This is a genomic window from Amycolatopsis sp. NPDC114478, from assembly GCF_055633805.1.
The window spans coordinates 333,505-347,452 of sequence record NZ_JBVKDO010000006.1 but is presented as its reverse complement, the minus strand read 5'-3'; the positions used below and the strand labels follow the sequence as shown (position 1 = coordinate 347,452).

The window sequence follows — 13,948 nt, the reverse complement described above, 5'->3', positions numbered from 1 at the left end:
ATTCGTCCCTGCGCAAAGCTAGCGGGTTTCGTTAGCTTTGTGAGGTGACGCACTGGCGCGCCGACGAGTGGGCGGAAGCGGTCCGGACGGGGATCCGCTCGCGGGGCCTCTCCCTGGACGAGGCCGCGCGACGCGTCGGCGTCCCCACCTCCACCCTGCGCAGCTGGATCGAGCACCGGCACGCGCCCAAGGTCACCGTCTTCGACCACTGGGCCCAGCTCGCCGAGGTCACCGGGCTGACCGAAGCCGAGCTGCTGCGTGTCGCCGGCGTGCTGCCCGACTCCCTCGCCAGCCCGGTGCACGTCGCCCAGGCCGCGAAGGCGCTGCGCGAGGGCATCGACCAGGCCGGGCAGTTCCTCCGGCAGGCCACCGCGCTCGTCTACTCCTCGCCCGGCACCCAGGTCGCCAACGCCATCGCCGCGTCACCGATCGACTGGGAGATGCGGATCCGCTCGGCCACGCGCGGTGACGAAGTCCGCGTCACCTACCACCACTACGTCGGGATCGTGGCGCCGCGGGACTTCCCGCACGACGACGCCGAGGTGCGCCGGATCATCGAGCACGACATCCTCGGCGAGCTGTGGCGGCCGCTCGGGCTCTACTGGCGGGTCGCCGAGGTGCACGACTGGCACGAGCCGCCGCGGCTGGTCATCCAGGTGCCCGAACAGGAGGCGACGCGCCCGCCCGCGCCGTCACCCGTGGTCGCCGCGCCGCCCGTCGTGGTGCTGTCGCCGATCTGGGGGTACGGCGAGCTGCTGGCGTCGCTGGTCGCCGACGGGCTCGGGTTCGGCAACGTCGACTTCCGCTACTTCGGCCTCCCGGACGCGATGGCCGACCGCGTCCGGATCACCGCCCGCGAGCTGGCAGAACCCGCGCCGCGGCTGGTGCACTCGGTGCCGCCGATCATGCTGCTGCACGGGCTGGCCGTGCCGGACCTGACCGGGCGGCTCCCGGTCGTCGTCCGCTACGGCCCCCGCATGCGCGAGCGGGCAGCGCGGATCTACCGCGAGCCGCTGCTCGAAGCGGGCTTCGACGACCCGCTGGCCGGCGCGCGGGCGATCGAGGAAGCGATCTCGGCCCCGCCCGGCTGCGCGTACTTCGAAGTCACGCTCGCCGACGAGGACGTCTTCGACGGCGACCGCCCCTCGCTGGACCGGCTCAACGACTCGGTGGCCTGGTTCGCCGAGCAGATCGTCGAGCAGGTGCTGCTGGGCGCCGGGCACCCGCCGGTGCCGGTGGGCGGGCCGCTGAAACGCCTGGTCCTGCCCTCGGGCCGGGTCCGGCGGCCCCCGGCGCTGGCCGGGGGCGTCGTGCGGCGGGTCGCGGATCGAGCCGCGCTCGAAGGGTGATGTGGCGTTGCCCGGGTGAAGTAGACGGACCTCGAACCCGGCAGGTACCGTGACCGTCACAACTGCAGATCGGGCCGTAGAGCCGAGGCGGGAGAGCCCCCACGAAACCGGTGGGGCACCGAAGGAGCAAACTCCCCAGAATCTCTCAGGTACCTGTTACCGCTTCGCGCGAGGCCACTCTGGAAAGCAGGCGCACCCGCGCCTCACCCAAGGTGAAAGCCGTGTCTCACACGGTGAAACTCTCAGGTGCCATGACAGAGGGGGAGTTCCCAGCGCACCCGTGTGCCCGGCCCGAGGAGCTCCCCATCACTTCAACGCAGTTCGACGCCCGCCACATCGGCCCGTCCGAGGCCGAACGCGCGAAGATGCTGGCCGAATGCGGCTACGGCAGCCTGGACGCCCTCGTCGGCGCCGCCGTCCCGAGCGCCATCCGCGCCACGCGTGAGCTGGTCCTCCCGCCCGCCGCGTCCGAAGAGGACGCCACCGCGGAGCTGCGCGCCCTCGCCGCGCGCAACCGGCCGATGACGCAGATGATCGGCCTCGGCTACTCCGACACCGTCACCCCCGGCGTGATCCGCCGCAACGTCCTCGAGAACCCGGCCTGGTACACCGCGTACACGCCCTACCAGCCGGAAATCTCCCAGGGCCGCCTCGAAGCGCTCCTCAACTTCCAGACGATGGTCGCCGATCTGACCGGCCTGGCCACCGCGAACGCGTCCCTGCTGGACGAGTCGACCGCCGTCGCCGAAGCCGTCACGCTCATGCGCCGCGCGTCCAAGTCGAAGTCCAACAAGGTCGTCCTCGACGCCGAGTGCCTGCCGCAGACCATCGCCGTCGTGCGCACCCGCGTCGAGGCCCTGGGCATCGAGGTCGAGGTCCGCGACCTGCTCACCGGCCTGCCCGAGGAGTTCTTCGGCGTCGTCGTCCAGTACCCCGGCGCGTCCGGTGTGCTGCGCGGCCGCGGCTTCTACCACGCGATTTCCGAGTCGGCGAAGGCCGCGGGCGCGCTGTTCACCGTCGCCGCGGACCTCCTCGCGCTGACGCTGATCACCTCGCCCGGCGAGTTCGGCGCCGACGTCGCCGCCGGGTCGACGCAGCGCTTCGGCGTCCCGCTCGGCTACGGCGGCCCGCACGCCGGGTACATGTCCGTGCGCTCCGGGCTCGAGCGCTCGCTGCCCGGGCGGCTGGTCGGCGTCTCGGTCGACGCCGACGGCAACTCCGCCTACCGCCTCGCGCTGCAGACGCGTGAGCAGCACATCCGCCGCGAAAAGGCTACTTCGAACATCTGCACCGCGCAGGTCCTGCCCGCCGTGCTCGCCGCGATGTACGCGGTCTACCACGGTCCGGACGGCCTGAAGAAGATCGCCCAGCGCGTCCACGGCCTCGCCGCGGGCTTCGCCGGCGTCCTGCGCACGGGCGGTGTCGAGGTCGTGCACGAGTCGTTCTTCGACACGGTCGTCGCGCGCGTCCCGGGCCGGGCCGCCGAGGTCCACGCGGCCGCCCGCGAAGCCGGGATCAACCTCGGTCACGTCGACGCCGACCACGTCCGCGTCGCCTTCGACGAGGTCAGCACCCCGGCGATCACCGCGAAGGTCCTGCGCGCGTTCGGCATCGAGGCGGACGTCGAAGACGGCGTCGCGCTGCCCAATGGCCTCGCCCGCGAGAGCGGCTTCATGGGCCACGAGGTCTTCGGCACCCACCGCTCCGAGACGGCGATGCTGCGCTACCTGCGCCGGCTGTCCGACCTGGACTACGCGCTCGACCGCGGCATGATCCCGCTCGGCTCCTGCACGATGAAGCTCAACGCCACCACCGAGATGGAGCCGATCAGCTGGCGCGAGTTCGCCGGCATCCACCCGTTCGCCCCGGCCGAAGACGCTGAGGGCTACCACGTCCTCGTCGCCCAGCTGGCCGAGTGGCTGGCCGAGGTCACCGGCTACGACAAGGTGTCGCTGCAGCCGAACGCGGGCAGCCAGGGCGAGCTGGCCGGGCTCCTCGCGATCCGCGCCTACCACCGCGCGAACGGCGACGAAGGCCGGGACGTCTGCTTGATCCCGTCATCCGCACACGGCACGAACGCCGCGTCCGCGGTGCTCGCCGGGATGCGCGTGGTCGTCGTGAAGTGCACCGACGAGGGCAACGTCGACCTCGCCGACCTGCGGTCCAAGGTGGACACCCACCGCGACACCCTGGCGGCGATCATGGTGACGTACCCGTCCACGCACGGCGTGTACGAGCACGACATCGACGAGCTGGCCAAGATCGTCCACGACGGCGGCGGCCAGGTGTACGTCGACGGCGCGAACCTCAACGCCCTGCTGGGCCTGGCCAAGCCGGGCGAGTTCGGCGGCGACGTCTCGCACCTGAACCTCCACAAGACCTTCTGCATCCCGCACGGCGGTGGCGGTCCCGGTGTCGGCCCGGTCGCGGTGCGCGCGCACCTCGCGCCGTTCCTGCCCAACCACCCGCTGCTGGCGCAGGCCGGTCCGGAGACCGGTGTCGGCCCGATCAGCGGCGCGCCGTACGGCTCAGCGTCGATCCTGCCGATCTCCTGGGCCTACGTCCGGATGATGGGCGCGCCCGGCCTGACCGCGGCCACCAAGGTCGCCGTGCTGGCCGCGAACTACGTCGCCTCGCGGCTGGCCCCGCACTACCCGGTGCTCTACACGGGCCAGGACGGCCTGGTCGCGCACGAGTGCATCCTCGACCTGCGCCAGATCACCAAGGAGACCGGCGTGACGGTCGACGACGTCGCGAAGCGGCTCATCGACTACGGCTTCCACGCGCCGACGATGTCGTTCCCGGTCGCGGGCACGCTGATGGTCGAGCCGACCGAGTCCGAGGACCTGGGCGAGATTGACCGGTTCTGCGACGCGATGATCGCCATCCGCGCCGAGATCGACGAGGTGGCGAACGGCAAGTGGACGGCCGAGGAGTCGCCGCTGCGCGGGGCCCCGCACACCGCGGAGACGCTGGTCGGGGAGTGGGACAAGCCCTACGACCGCGAGCTGGCCGTGTACCCGGCCGGGGTGTCGCGCAAGAACAAGTACTGGCCGCCGGTCCGCCGCATCGACGGCGCCCGCGGCGACCGTAACCTCGTGTGCTCCTGCCCGCCCCTCAACGCTTACGAAGGCTGAGCCCAAAGTGTCTCGCGAAACCTCCTTGCACGGAGTCCACAAGGGACTCGGTGCGCTGTTCACCGACTTCGCCGGCTGGTCCATGCCGGTCCGCTACGCCAGTGAGCTGGCCGAGCACAAGGCCGTCCGCGAGGCGGCCGGGCTGTTCGACCTCTCGCACATGGCCGAAATCCACGTCACGGGCAAGCAGGCGGCCGACGTCCTGGACTTCGCGCTGGTCGGCAACCTGACCGGCGTGAAGCCGGGGCGGGCGCGGTACACGATGATCTGCAACGCGTCCGGTGGTGTGCTCGACGACCTCGTCGTGTACCGCCTGGCCGACGAGCACTACCTGGTCGTCGCGAACGCGGGCAACGCGAAGGTCGTCGCGGACGCTCTGGCCGAGCGGGTCGCGGGCTTCGACGCCGTCGTGGACGACCGGTCCGAGACCACCGCGCTGATCGCCGTCCAGGGGCCGAAGGCCGTCGAGATCCTGGGTGCCGTGACCGACGCCGACCTGGACGCGTTGAAGTACTACGCCAGCGTCCCGGCGTCGGTGAAGGGCCACGACGTCCTGCTCGCCCGCACCGGCTACACCGGCGAAGACGGCTTCGAGCTGTTCGTCGACGCCGACGAGGCACCCGCGTTGTGGCGGCTGCTGCTGGAGGCCGGCGAGCCGCACGGCCTGGTCCCGGCGGGCCTCGCCTGCCGCGACACGCTGCGCCTCGAAGCCGGGATGCCGTTGTACGGCAACGAACTCACCGTCGAGCAGAGCCCGTTCGAGGCGGGGCTCGGCCGGGTCGTCAAGTTCGAGAAGCCGGGCGACTTCGTCGGCCGCGCGGCCCTGGAGGAGCGGTCCAAGCAGGACGTCCCGCGCGTGCGGGTCGGGCTGAAAGGCGCCGGCCGCCGTGCTCCGCGGCACGGCTACGCGGTGCTGGCCGACGGCACCGAGATCGGCGAGGTGACCAGCGGCGCCCTGTCGCCCACGCTGGGTTACCCGATCGCGATGGCGTACGTCGATCGGGCGTACGCCGAGCCCGGCACCGAGCTCTCCGTCGACATCCGGGGCAGGATCGAGCCCGTCGAGGTCGTCGCCCTGCCCTTCTACTCCCGCGCGTAAAGGACTCCAAGCTGTGAGCATCCCCGAGAACCTGAAGTACACCAAGGAACACGAGTGGCTGTCTGTCGAGGACGGCGTCGCGACCGTGGGCATCACGGCCTTCGCCGCCGAGTCGCTCGGTGACATCGTGTTCGTCCAGCTGCCCGACGCGGGTTCGACGATCACCGCGGGCGAGGTGTTCGGCGAGGTCGAGTCGACCAAGTCGGTCAGCGAGCTGTACGCGCCGGTCTCCGGCGAGGTCGTCGAGGTGAACGGCACCACATCGGACACCCCCGAGGTCATCAACTCCGACCCGTACACCGAAGGATGGCTCCTGAAGGTGCGTCTGACCGGGGACGTGCCGGACCTGCTCGACGCCGCCGCGTATGCCGCGCACACCCAGGAGAACTGATGACGACTTTCGACGCTCACCTCGCCGACGTCGACCCCGAGGTCGCCGCGGCCGTCGCCGACGAGCTCACCCGCCAGCAGTCGACCCTGGAGATGATCGCCTCCGAGAACTTCGCCCCGGTGGGCGTGCTCGAGGCGCAGGGTTCGGTGCTGACCAACAAGTACGCCGAGGGCTACCCGGGCCGCCGCTACTACGGCGGCTGCGAGCACGTCGACGTCGTCGAGCAGCTCGCCATCGACCGCGCGAAGGCCCTCTTCGGCGCCGAGCACGCCAACGTCCAGCCGCACTCGGGCGCGCAGGCCAACGCGGCCGCGATGTTCGCCGTGCTCAAGCCGGGCGACACGATCCTCGGCCTCGACCTGGCGCACGGCGGCCACCTGACGCACGGGATGAAGATCAACTTCTCGGGCAAGCTCTACAACGTCGCCGCCTACCACGTCGACAAAGAGACCGGCATCGTCGACCTCGCCGAGATCGAGCGCCTGGCCGTCGAGCACCAGCCGAAGCTGATCATCGCCGGCTGGTCCGCCTACCCGCGTCAGCTCGACTTCGCCGAGTTCCGCCGCATCGCCGACCTCGTCGGCGCTCGCCTGATGGTGGACATGGCGCACTTCGCCGGGCTGGTCGCGGCCGGGCTGCACCCGTCGCCGGTGCCGCACGCCGACATCGTCACCACGACCACGCACAAGACCCTCGGCGGCCCGCGCGGCGGCCTCATCCTGTCGCGCGAGGAGCTGGCGAAGAAGATCAACTCGGCGGTGTTCCCGGGCCAGCAGGGCGGACCGCTCGAGCACGTCATCGCGGCCAAGGCCGTCGCGCTGAAGATCGCCGCGAGCGACGAGTTCCGCGAGCGTCAGGAGCGGACCCTGGAAGGCTCGCGGATCCTGGCCGCGCGGCTGTCGCAGGAAGACTGCGCTTCGGCTGGTGTCCGCGTGCTGACCGGTGGCACCGACGTCCACCTGGTGCTGGTCGACCTCGTCCAGTCCACTCTGGACGGTCAGCAGGCCGAGGACCGCCTCCACGAAGTCGGCATCACGGTCAACCGCAACGCCGTCCCGTTCGACCCGCGCCCGCCGATGATCACCTCGGGCCTGCGGATCGGCACGCCGGCGCTGGCCACCCGCGGCTTCCAGGCCGACGACTTCGCCGAGGTCGCCGACGTCATCGCCGAAGCCCTCAAGCCGGACTTCGACGACGCCCTGCGCTCGAAGCTGCGCGACCGCGTCGAAACGCTGGCCAAGAAGCACCCGCTGTACGCGGACCTTTCGCGATGAGCGCGTCGCCCGAGGGCCGGAAGCTGCTGCGTCTCGAGGTTCGCAACAGTGAGACGCCGATCGAGAAGAAGCCGTCGTGGATCAAGACGCGGGTGCGGATGGGGCCGGAGTTCACCGAACTCAAGGGTCTCGTGCGTCGCGAGGGTCTGCACACGGTGTGTGAAGAGGCCGGTTGTCCCAATATCTATGAGTGCTGGGAAGACCGTGAAGCGACCTTCTTGATCGGTGGGGATCAGTGCACCCGGCGGTGTGACTTCTGTCAGATCGACACCGGCAAGCCTGCTGAGCTGGATCGGACGGAGCCGCGGAAGGTCGCGGAGTCCGTGCAGGCCATGGGGCTGCGGTATTCGACGGTCACCGGCGTGGCCCGGGACGACCTTGAGGATGGCGGCGCCTGGCTGTATGCCGAGACGGTCCGACAGATCCACGCTCTGAACCCGGGCACGGGTGTTGAGCTGTTGATCCCGGACTTCAACGCGGACCCTGAGCAGCTGGCTGAGGTGTTCGGCTCGCGGCCGGAGGTGTTGGCCCACAACGTGGAGACGGTGCCGCGGATCTTCAAGCGGATCCGTCCCGGTTTCCGGTACGCGCGGTCCCTGGAGGTCATCTCGAAGGCGCGTGAGGCCGGGTTGGTGACGAAGTCGAACCTGATCCTGGGGATGGGTGAGACGCCGGATGAGGTGGCTCCGGCGATGCAGGATCTGGTCGACGCGGGGTGTGAGATTTTGACGATCACGCAGTATTTGCGTCCTTCTGCTCGGCATCATCCGGTGGATCGGTGGGTGAAGCCGGAGGAGTTCGTCGAGCATTCGAAGGCTGCGGAGGCGATGGGTTTCGCGGGGGTGATGGCGGGTCCGTTGGTGCGGTCGTCGTACCGCGCGGGTCGGCTCTACGCCCAGACCAAGGGTTACCGTGGAGAGGAGCTGCCGGAGAACCTGCAGCACCTCGCCGACCAGGGCCCGGCCGCGCAAGAAGCCAGCTCCCTGCTGGCGCGATAGGAAGGGGCGGATCAATGGCGATCAGCGTCTTCGACCTGTTTTCCATCGGCATCGGCCCGTCGAGCTCCCACACCGTCGGGCCGATGCGAGCGGCACTGACCTTTGTGGACGGACTCGGCGACGACCTCGCCTCGGTGTCCCGCGTCCAGGCGGAGCTGTTCGGCTCGCTCGGCGCGACCGGGTTCGGCCACGGCAGCGACAAAGCCGTCCTGCTCGGGCTGTCGGGTGAGCGTCCCGAAGAGATCGACACGGACACCGTGCCGGTGCGCATCTCGGCCATTCGCGAATCGGGCCGGCTGCTCCTGGGCGGCACGCACGAGATCGCGTTCGACGAGGACACCGACCTCACCATGCACCGGCGCAAGTCCTTGCCCGCGCACCCGAACGGCATGGTCTTCCGCGCGTTCGACGCGTCGGGCTCGCTGCTGCGCGAGCGCACGTACTACTCGGTCGGCGGCGGGTTCGTCCGCGACGAGTCGTACGAGACGGACACGGTGTTCGTCGAAGACTCGACGCCGGTGCCGTACCCGTTCCGCACCGGCGCGGACCTGCTCGGGCACTGCGCGGCCACCGGGAAGCCGATCAGCGAGATCATGCTGGCGAACGAGCTGTCGTGGCGTTCCCGCGAGGAGGTCCGGGACGGGCTGCTGGCGATCTGGGCGGTCATGGCGGAGTGCGTCCGCAACGGCTGCACCCACGAAGGCGTCCTGCCGGGCGGGCTGAAAGTGCCGCGGCGTGCGCGTTCGCTGCACGAGAAGCTGCTCGCCGAAGACGGCGCGGACGACCCGCTGTACGCGATGGACTGGGTGAGCCTGTACGCCCTCGCGGTCAACGAGGAGAACGCGGCGGGCGGGCGCGTGGTCACGGCCCCGACCAACGGCGCGGCCGGCATCATCCCGGCGGTGCTGCACTACTACCAGCGGTTCATCCGGCACTCGACCGACGACGGGATCGTGACGTTCCTGCTCACGGCGGGCGCGATCGGCTCGATCCTCAAGCAGACGGGCTCGATCTCGGGCGCCGAGGTCGGCTGCCAGGGCGAAGTGGGTTCGGCGTCGGCGATGGCGGCGGCCGGGCTGACGGAGGTGCTGGGCGGCACGCCGGCCCAGGTGGAGAACGCGGCGGAGATCGGCGTGGAGCACCACCTCGGCCTGACGTGCGACCCGGTCGGCGGCCTGGTCCAGATCCCGTGCATCGAGCGCAACGCGGTGGGAGCGTCGAAGGCGATCCACGCCGCGCGCATGGCGATGCGCGGCGACGGAAGCCACGTGGTGACGCTGGACAAGGCGATCAAGACGATGCGCGAGACGGGCGCGGACATGAGCGTGAAGTACAAGGAAACCGCGCGCGGCGGCTTGGCGGTGAACGTCATCGAGTGCTGACGCGGCGGCTCAGTTTCGGCGGTCCTCCGGCTCCACCGCCAGTCGCAGTCCCACCTCGACCAGGCGCCAGCCCAGCTGCTGTTTCCGCGTTCCCGGGCTGCGGCTCGGCAGCTCCCGGCTCGGCGGGTCGTTGCGTACGCCGTGGCGCAGCTCGTCCTCTCGCTCGTGGACCAGGTCTTCCGCCATCAGGAAGTGCACCGGATCGCCCCCTGCGTCGATGTTCGGTGTCGGTGGTGCCATCGTCGCCGACCGTGGCCGTCCGGTTCCACCGGTTTTCCGCACCGCGAACACCAGTGTCACCGACAGCGACCGGGTCTGGCCACTCCGATGGTGCCACTGCGGCCTGCTGCGCCGTTTGTTCACTGATCCGGCCACAGTCACGGCCGAATGGCTTCTCATCAGCGCTTACGTGCCGCTCGGGGGTCGGCCTGCTTTTGGCCGGATCAGTAAACTCGCGGGATGGAACCGACCTCGGTGGTGAATGCCGGTGAAGCGCTGTTCCGGCCGGTCCGCGCGGGCAACGCCTTCGAGGAAACCGTCGAGCGGCTGCTGCAGGCCATCCGCCTGGGCGTGGTCGGCGCGGGGGAGCGGCTGCCGTCGGAACGCGAGCTCGCCGAGCGCCTCGGGGTCAGCCGCGTCACGCTCCGCGAAGCCATCCGCGCCCTCTCCGACGCTGGTTACGTGGAGTCACGGCGAGGCCGTTATGGCGGCACTTTCGTGAACGACACGCTGCCCGGACCGCCGGCACCCGACGGCAAGATCGACGCCGTCGGCCTGGAGGACGCGTTGTGCCTCCGGTACGTCCTCGAGACGGGCGCGGCGGAGATGGCCGCCGCCCGGTCGCTGAGCCCGGCCGACCGCCGCCACCTCACCGGCACGCTCGCCGAAGCCGCCGGTGCGGACCTCGACGACTACCGCCGCAAGGACTCCCGCCTGCACCTGGCGATCGCGGAGGTGACGGCATCCGGCTCCCTGACCACGGCGATGGCCGACGCCCGCACCCGCGTCAACCAGCTGCTCGACCGCATCCCGCTGCTGCCGCCCAACCTCGAGCACTCGAACGCCCAGCACGAGGCGATCGTCGACGCGATCCTGGCCGGCGACGCGGCGGCCGCCCGCCAGGCGATGGCCGAGCACATCGAAGGCACGGCCTCCCTCCTGCGCGCGTTCCTCTCCTGACCGAGTCTTGTGACGAACGTGGCTGTCCGACGGCCGGCCCGGCCGCGAGTATTCGGTGTTCGTTGTTGCGGGTGCCCCTGGAGTTCAGTTCTTTCGTTCGAGTTCGGCTACTCGGGCGGACAGTCCGGCGATCGCTTCATTGGCCACGGTGAGTGCTGTCTCCAGACTGGCAACCCTCTCGTCGAGCGAGACTTCGGGTTCGGTCTGTAAAAGCCAGCCGGCACGCCCGTCCGCGGCCTGTCCGCTCCCAGCCGGTCACGACGGCGAGCACTTGCTTGGGTGGAAAGACGGTGTGACCGATCTCGACCAGATGCTCGCGGATCGTCTCCGGATCGACGTTGCGCATCGCAGTCAGCCTCTGGGTGTCCAGGTCGAGTTTCGGAGTCTTTGGGTTCGGCGCGAGGCCCAGATGGGTTCCTCTCGTGAACCCGTCTTGACAGGATTCGAACAACCCTCGGTAGTTCTCCACAGAACCTCTTCACCCGTCCGGCCGTCATCCATTCGTGACCTTGCTGACCGAGGACGAAGCCGAAACCCCGGAGAAGCCGGACACCCCGCGGCGCTGCCGATGGCGGCGCCTCCGGCGGATCGCCTATTGGACCGTGGGCACGCTCGTCGGCGTTCCGCTGATCGCCTTCTGGGTCGCCTACCTCGTGCTCGACGTCCGCAGCCCCCAAGAGGTCCTCGCCGGGCTCGACAAGACCGTCGTGCTCACCTACTCCGACGGCTCGCCGCTGCTCAAGGTCGTTCCCGCCGACGGGGACCGGACCTTCGTGCCCTACTCGCAGGTGCCCGCGAAGCTGCGTGACGCCATCATCGCCACCGAGGACCCGACCTTCTGGGACAACCAGGGCTTCGACCCGACCGGCATCGGCCGCGCGTTCCTCACCGGCGTCGGCGGCGGGTCCGGGATCACCCAGCAGTACATCAAGAAGTCCACCGGCGACGACGACGCGACGATCGGCCGCAAGCTCGCCGAGCTCGTGCTGGCCACGAAGATCACCCAGGAGCAGAGCAAGGAACAGATCTTCGAAAGCTACGTCAACATCATCTCCTTCGGCCGCGGCACGTTCGGGCCCGCCGCGGCGATGAACGCCTACTTCGGCAAGAAGCTCGACGACTCGATGACGTGGAGCGAAGCCGCCTTCCTCGCCGGGATGATCCAGTCGCCGTCGGTGCACGACCCGGCCGCCTCCGGCGACGCGCACGCCGCCCGGCGCTGGGAGTACGTCCGGGACAAGCTCAAGAGCCGCGGGTACGTGCCGCCCGGCGAACCCATGGCCTACCCCGGTGCCGAGGTCCAGTCGCCGTCCGAGACCCGCGCGGGCCGGATCGGCTACGACGAATACCACGTCAAGCAGCAGGTCCTCGCCGAACTGGAACAGGACGGCTTCCCGCTCGGGCGGCTGCAGCAGGGCGACCTGACCGTCGAGACGACGCTGGACCGCGGACTGCAGGACGCCGCGAAGAAGACGTTGCAGGACAGGCTGAAGGGCGAGCCGAAAGAGTTCCGCGGCGCGGTCGTGTCCGTCGACCCGAAGACCGGCGCCGTCCGCGCCTACCAGGGCGGCGACCAGGGCGTCCGTGACTACGCGAGCACCCCGCACGCGGCGGGCTCGGCGTTCTACCCGTTCACGCTCGCCGCCGCCCTGCGCCGCGGCTACGGCCCGGACGTGCCGGTCGCGGCGCCCGAAGAACAGGAGTTCCTCGGCGAGAAGTTCAAGTACCCGGAGATCTGCGGCCTGAAGTGCACGCCGCGCACCGCAATGCGGGCGCACGCCCAAGGGACGTTCATCGCGCTGGCGAAGAAGCTCGGGCCGGACGCGCTGAGCGAGACCGCGCGGCAAGCGGGCATCCCCGAGACCGTCGACGGCACGCCGACGATGCGCGAGAAGGACGGCTTCCTCATCGGGCCGGGCATCGCGATCGGCCGGTACCCGCTGCGGCCGCTCGACCTGGCGGGCGCCTACGCGACGTTCGCCGCCGACGGCCGCCGCACCGCCCCGCACCTGGTGGCGAAGGTGCGGGACGAGAGCGGCGCGGTCGTCTGGGAGCACACCGACACCGCGGTGCCCGCGTTCGACGAGGACGGCGACGAGAGCCGCCGCATCGCCCGGGACGTCACCGGCACCCTCGCCGACGGCAGCGGCGCCGCGCTGCGCACCGGCGAGGCCGAGCACCACAGCGGCCAGGGCAACCAGGACGCCTGGGCCGTCGGCTACACCCCGCGGCTGGCGACGGCGGTGTGGATCGGCTCCGACGACGAACGCCGGCTGAAGGACGCCGACGGCGAGAAGCTCACCGGCGACGTCGTCCCGGCGGACATCTGGCGCGCGTACACGGCGACGGCGTCCCCAGGGCAGCCGGCCCGACCGGTCGCCGGGGGCCCGCCACCGGTGGCGCGGCCGCCGCGCTGAGTCAGCGGACCAGGGCCAGCACGAACCCGTCGTGCCCCTTGGCGCCCACGGTCTGCACGGCGGTCGCGTCCAGCCGCGGTTCGGCGGCGAGGACGTCGAACATCTCCCGCGCTCCCACTACGTCCGGGTCGGTGCTCGTCGCGTCGGTCACCCGGCCCTGCCGGACGACGTTGTCGACGACGATCGTCGTGCCCGCCCGCGACAGCTCCAGCGACGCGCGCACGTAGTTCGCGAGGTTGTTCTTGTCCGCGTCGACGAAGATGAAGTCGAACGGCCCGGTCAGCGTCGGCAGCGTGTCGAGCGCGGCGCCGACGCGGATGTCGACGACGTCCTCGCCGAAGCCGGCCCGCGCGAGGTTGGCCTTGGCCACTTCCGCGTGCCGCGGCTCGTATTCGCAGGTCACCAGCTTGCCGCCGGCCGGGAGCGCGCGGGCCAGCCAGATCGTGCTGTACCCGCCGAGCGTGCCGATCTCCAGGATCGAGCGGGCCCCGGCCTGCCGGGCCAGCAGGTTCAGCAGCTTGCCCTGGTTGGGGGCGACGGCGATGCGCGGCAACCCGGCGGCGGCCGAGTCGGCGAGCGCGTCGTCGAGCACCGGGTCGGCCGGGAGCAGCGCCCCGGTGAGGTAGTCGTCGACTTCGGCCCAGGTCTTGTCGGTCATGGCACCTCCACCGCCAACTTAGCGGGCTGCGATCATGCTGAGGAGTGCTCGAAGGCGGGAAGGT

At 70.5% G+C, this 13,948-nt stretch carries 11 protein-coding genes and 1 riboswitch; of the genes, 9 read left to right on the top strand and 2 right to left on the bottom strand.

The window, feature by feature from the left end:
• The first annotated feature begins 44 nt into the window (after nucleotides 1-44).
• From ACZ7OH_RS20190 to ACZ7OH_RS20160, 7 genes are all read left to right on the top strand, one after another.
• Nucleotides 45-1,349, top strand: a complete 1,305-nt coding sequence (locus ACZ7OH_RS20190; protein ID WP_470282146.1) for a helix-turn-helix domain-containing protein — start codon at nucleotides 45-47, stop codon at nucleotides 1,347-1,349.
• A gap of 78 nt (nucleotides 1,350-1,427) precedes the next feature.
• A riboswitch (glycine riboswitch) is annotated at nucleotides 1,428-1,521 on the top strand.
• Between the two features lie 79 nt (nucleotides 1,522-1,600).
• Nucleotides 1,601-4,486, top strand: coding sequence for an aminomethyl-transferring glycine dehydrogenase (gcvP, locus tag ACZ7OH_RS20185; RefSeq protein WP_470282145.1), 2,886 nt, complete (start codon nucleotides 1,601-1,603; stop codon nucleotides 4,484-4,486).
• 7 nt (nucleotides 4,487-4,493) lie between these two features.
• Complete coding sequence (gene gcvT / locus ACZ7OH_RS20180) at nucleotides 4,494-5,585, top strand: glycine cleavage system aminomethyltransferase GcvT (RefSeq protein ID WP_470282144.1); 1,092 nt, start codon at nucleotides 4,494-4,496, stop codon at nucleotides 5,583-5,585.
• A 13-nt stretch (nucleotides 5,586-5,598) separates the two neighbouring features.
• Nucleotides 5,599-5,976, top strand: a complete 378-nt coding sequence (gene gcvH / locus ACZ7OH_RS20175) for a glycine cleavage system protein GcvH (protein WP_400903470.1) — start codon at nucleotides 5,599-5,601, stop codon at nucleotides 5,974-5,976.
• Entirely contained in the window at nucleotides 5,976-7,250 is a 1,275-nt protein-coding gene (glyA, locus tag ACZ7OH_RS20170) for a serine hydroxymethyltransferase (RefSeq protein WP_470282143.1), read from the top strand. Before gcvH ends, glyA begins: the two co-directional genes overlap by 1 nt.
• Entirely contained in the window at nucleotides 7,247-8,248 is a 1,002-nt protein-coding gene (gene lipA, locus ACZ7OH_RS20165) for a lipoyl synthase (protein ID WP_470282142.1), read from the top strand. Before glyA ends, lipA begins: the two co-directional genes overlap by 4 nt.
• A 14-nt stretch (nucleotides 8,249-8,262) precedes the next feature.
• Entirely contained in the window at nucleotides 8,263-9,630 is a 1,368-nt protein-coding gene (locus ACZ7OH_RS20160; protein WP_470282141.1) for an L-serine ammonia-lyase, read from the top strand.
• Between the two features lie 9 nt (nucleotides 9,631-9,639).
• On the opposite strand, the gene ACZ7OH_RS20155 is transcribed toward ACZ7OH_RS20160, so the two are convergent.
• Nucleotides 9,640-9,870, bottom strand: a complete 231-nt coding sequence (locus ACZ7OH_RS20155; RefSeq protein ID WP_470282140.1) for a hypothetical protein — start codon at nucleotides 9,868-9,870, stop codon at nucleotides 9,640-9,642.
• A 219-nt stretch (nucleotides 9,871-10,089) separates the two neighbouring features.
• Between ACZ7OH_RS20155 and ACZ7OH_RS20150 the strand changes: the two genes are divergently transcribed.
• Both ACZ7OH_RS20150 and ACZ7OH_RS20145 read left to right on the top strand, forming a co-directional pair.
• The gene (locus ACZ7OH_RS20150; protein ID WP_470282139.1) at nucleotides 10,090-10,809 is read left to right on the top strand and encodes a FadR/GntR family transcriptional regulator; all 720 of its coding nucleotides are present in this window, start codon (nucleotides 10,090-10,092) and stop codon (nucleotides 10,807-10,809) included.
• 509 nt (nucleotides 10,810-11,318) lie between these two features.
• A complete protein-coding gene (locus ACZ7OH_RS20145; protein WP_470282255.1) occupies nucleotides 11,319-13,226 on the top strand; it encodes a transglycosylase domain-containing protein in 1,908 nt (635 codons plus the stop codon).
• A gap of 1 nt (nucleotide 13,227) precedes the next feature.
• Here ACZ7OH_RS20145 and ACZ7OH_RS20140 read toward each other — a convergent pair whose 3' ends face one another.
• Nucleotides 13,228-13,884, bottom strand: coding sequence for an O-methyltransferase (locus tag ACZ7OH_RS20140; protein WP_470282138.1), 657 nt, complete (start codon nucleotides 13,882-13,884; stop codon nucleotides 13,228-13,230).
• Between the last annotated feature and the right edge of the window lie 64 nt (nucleotides 13,885-13,948).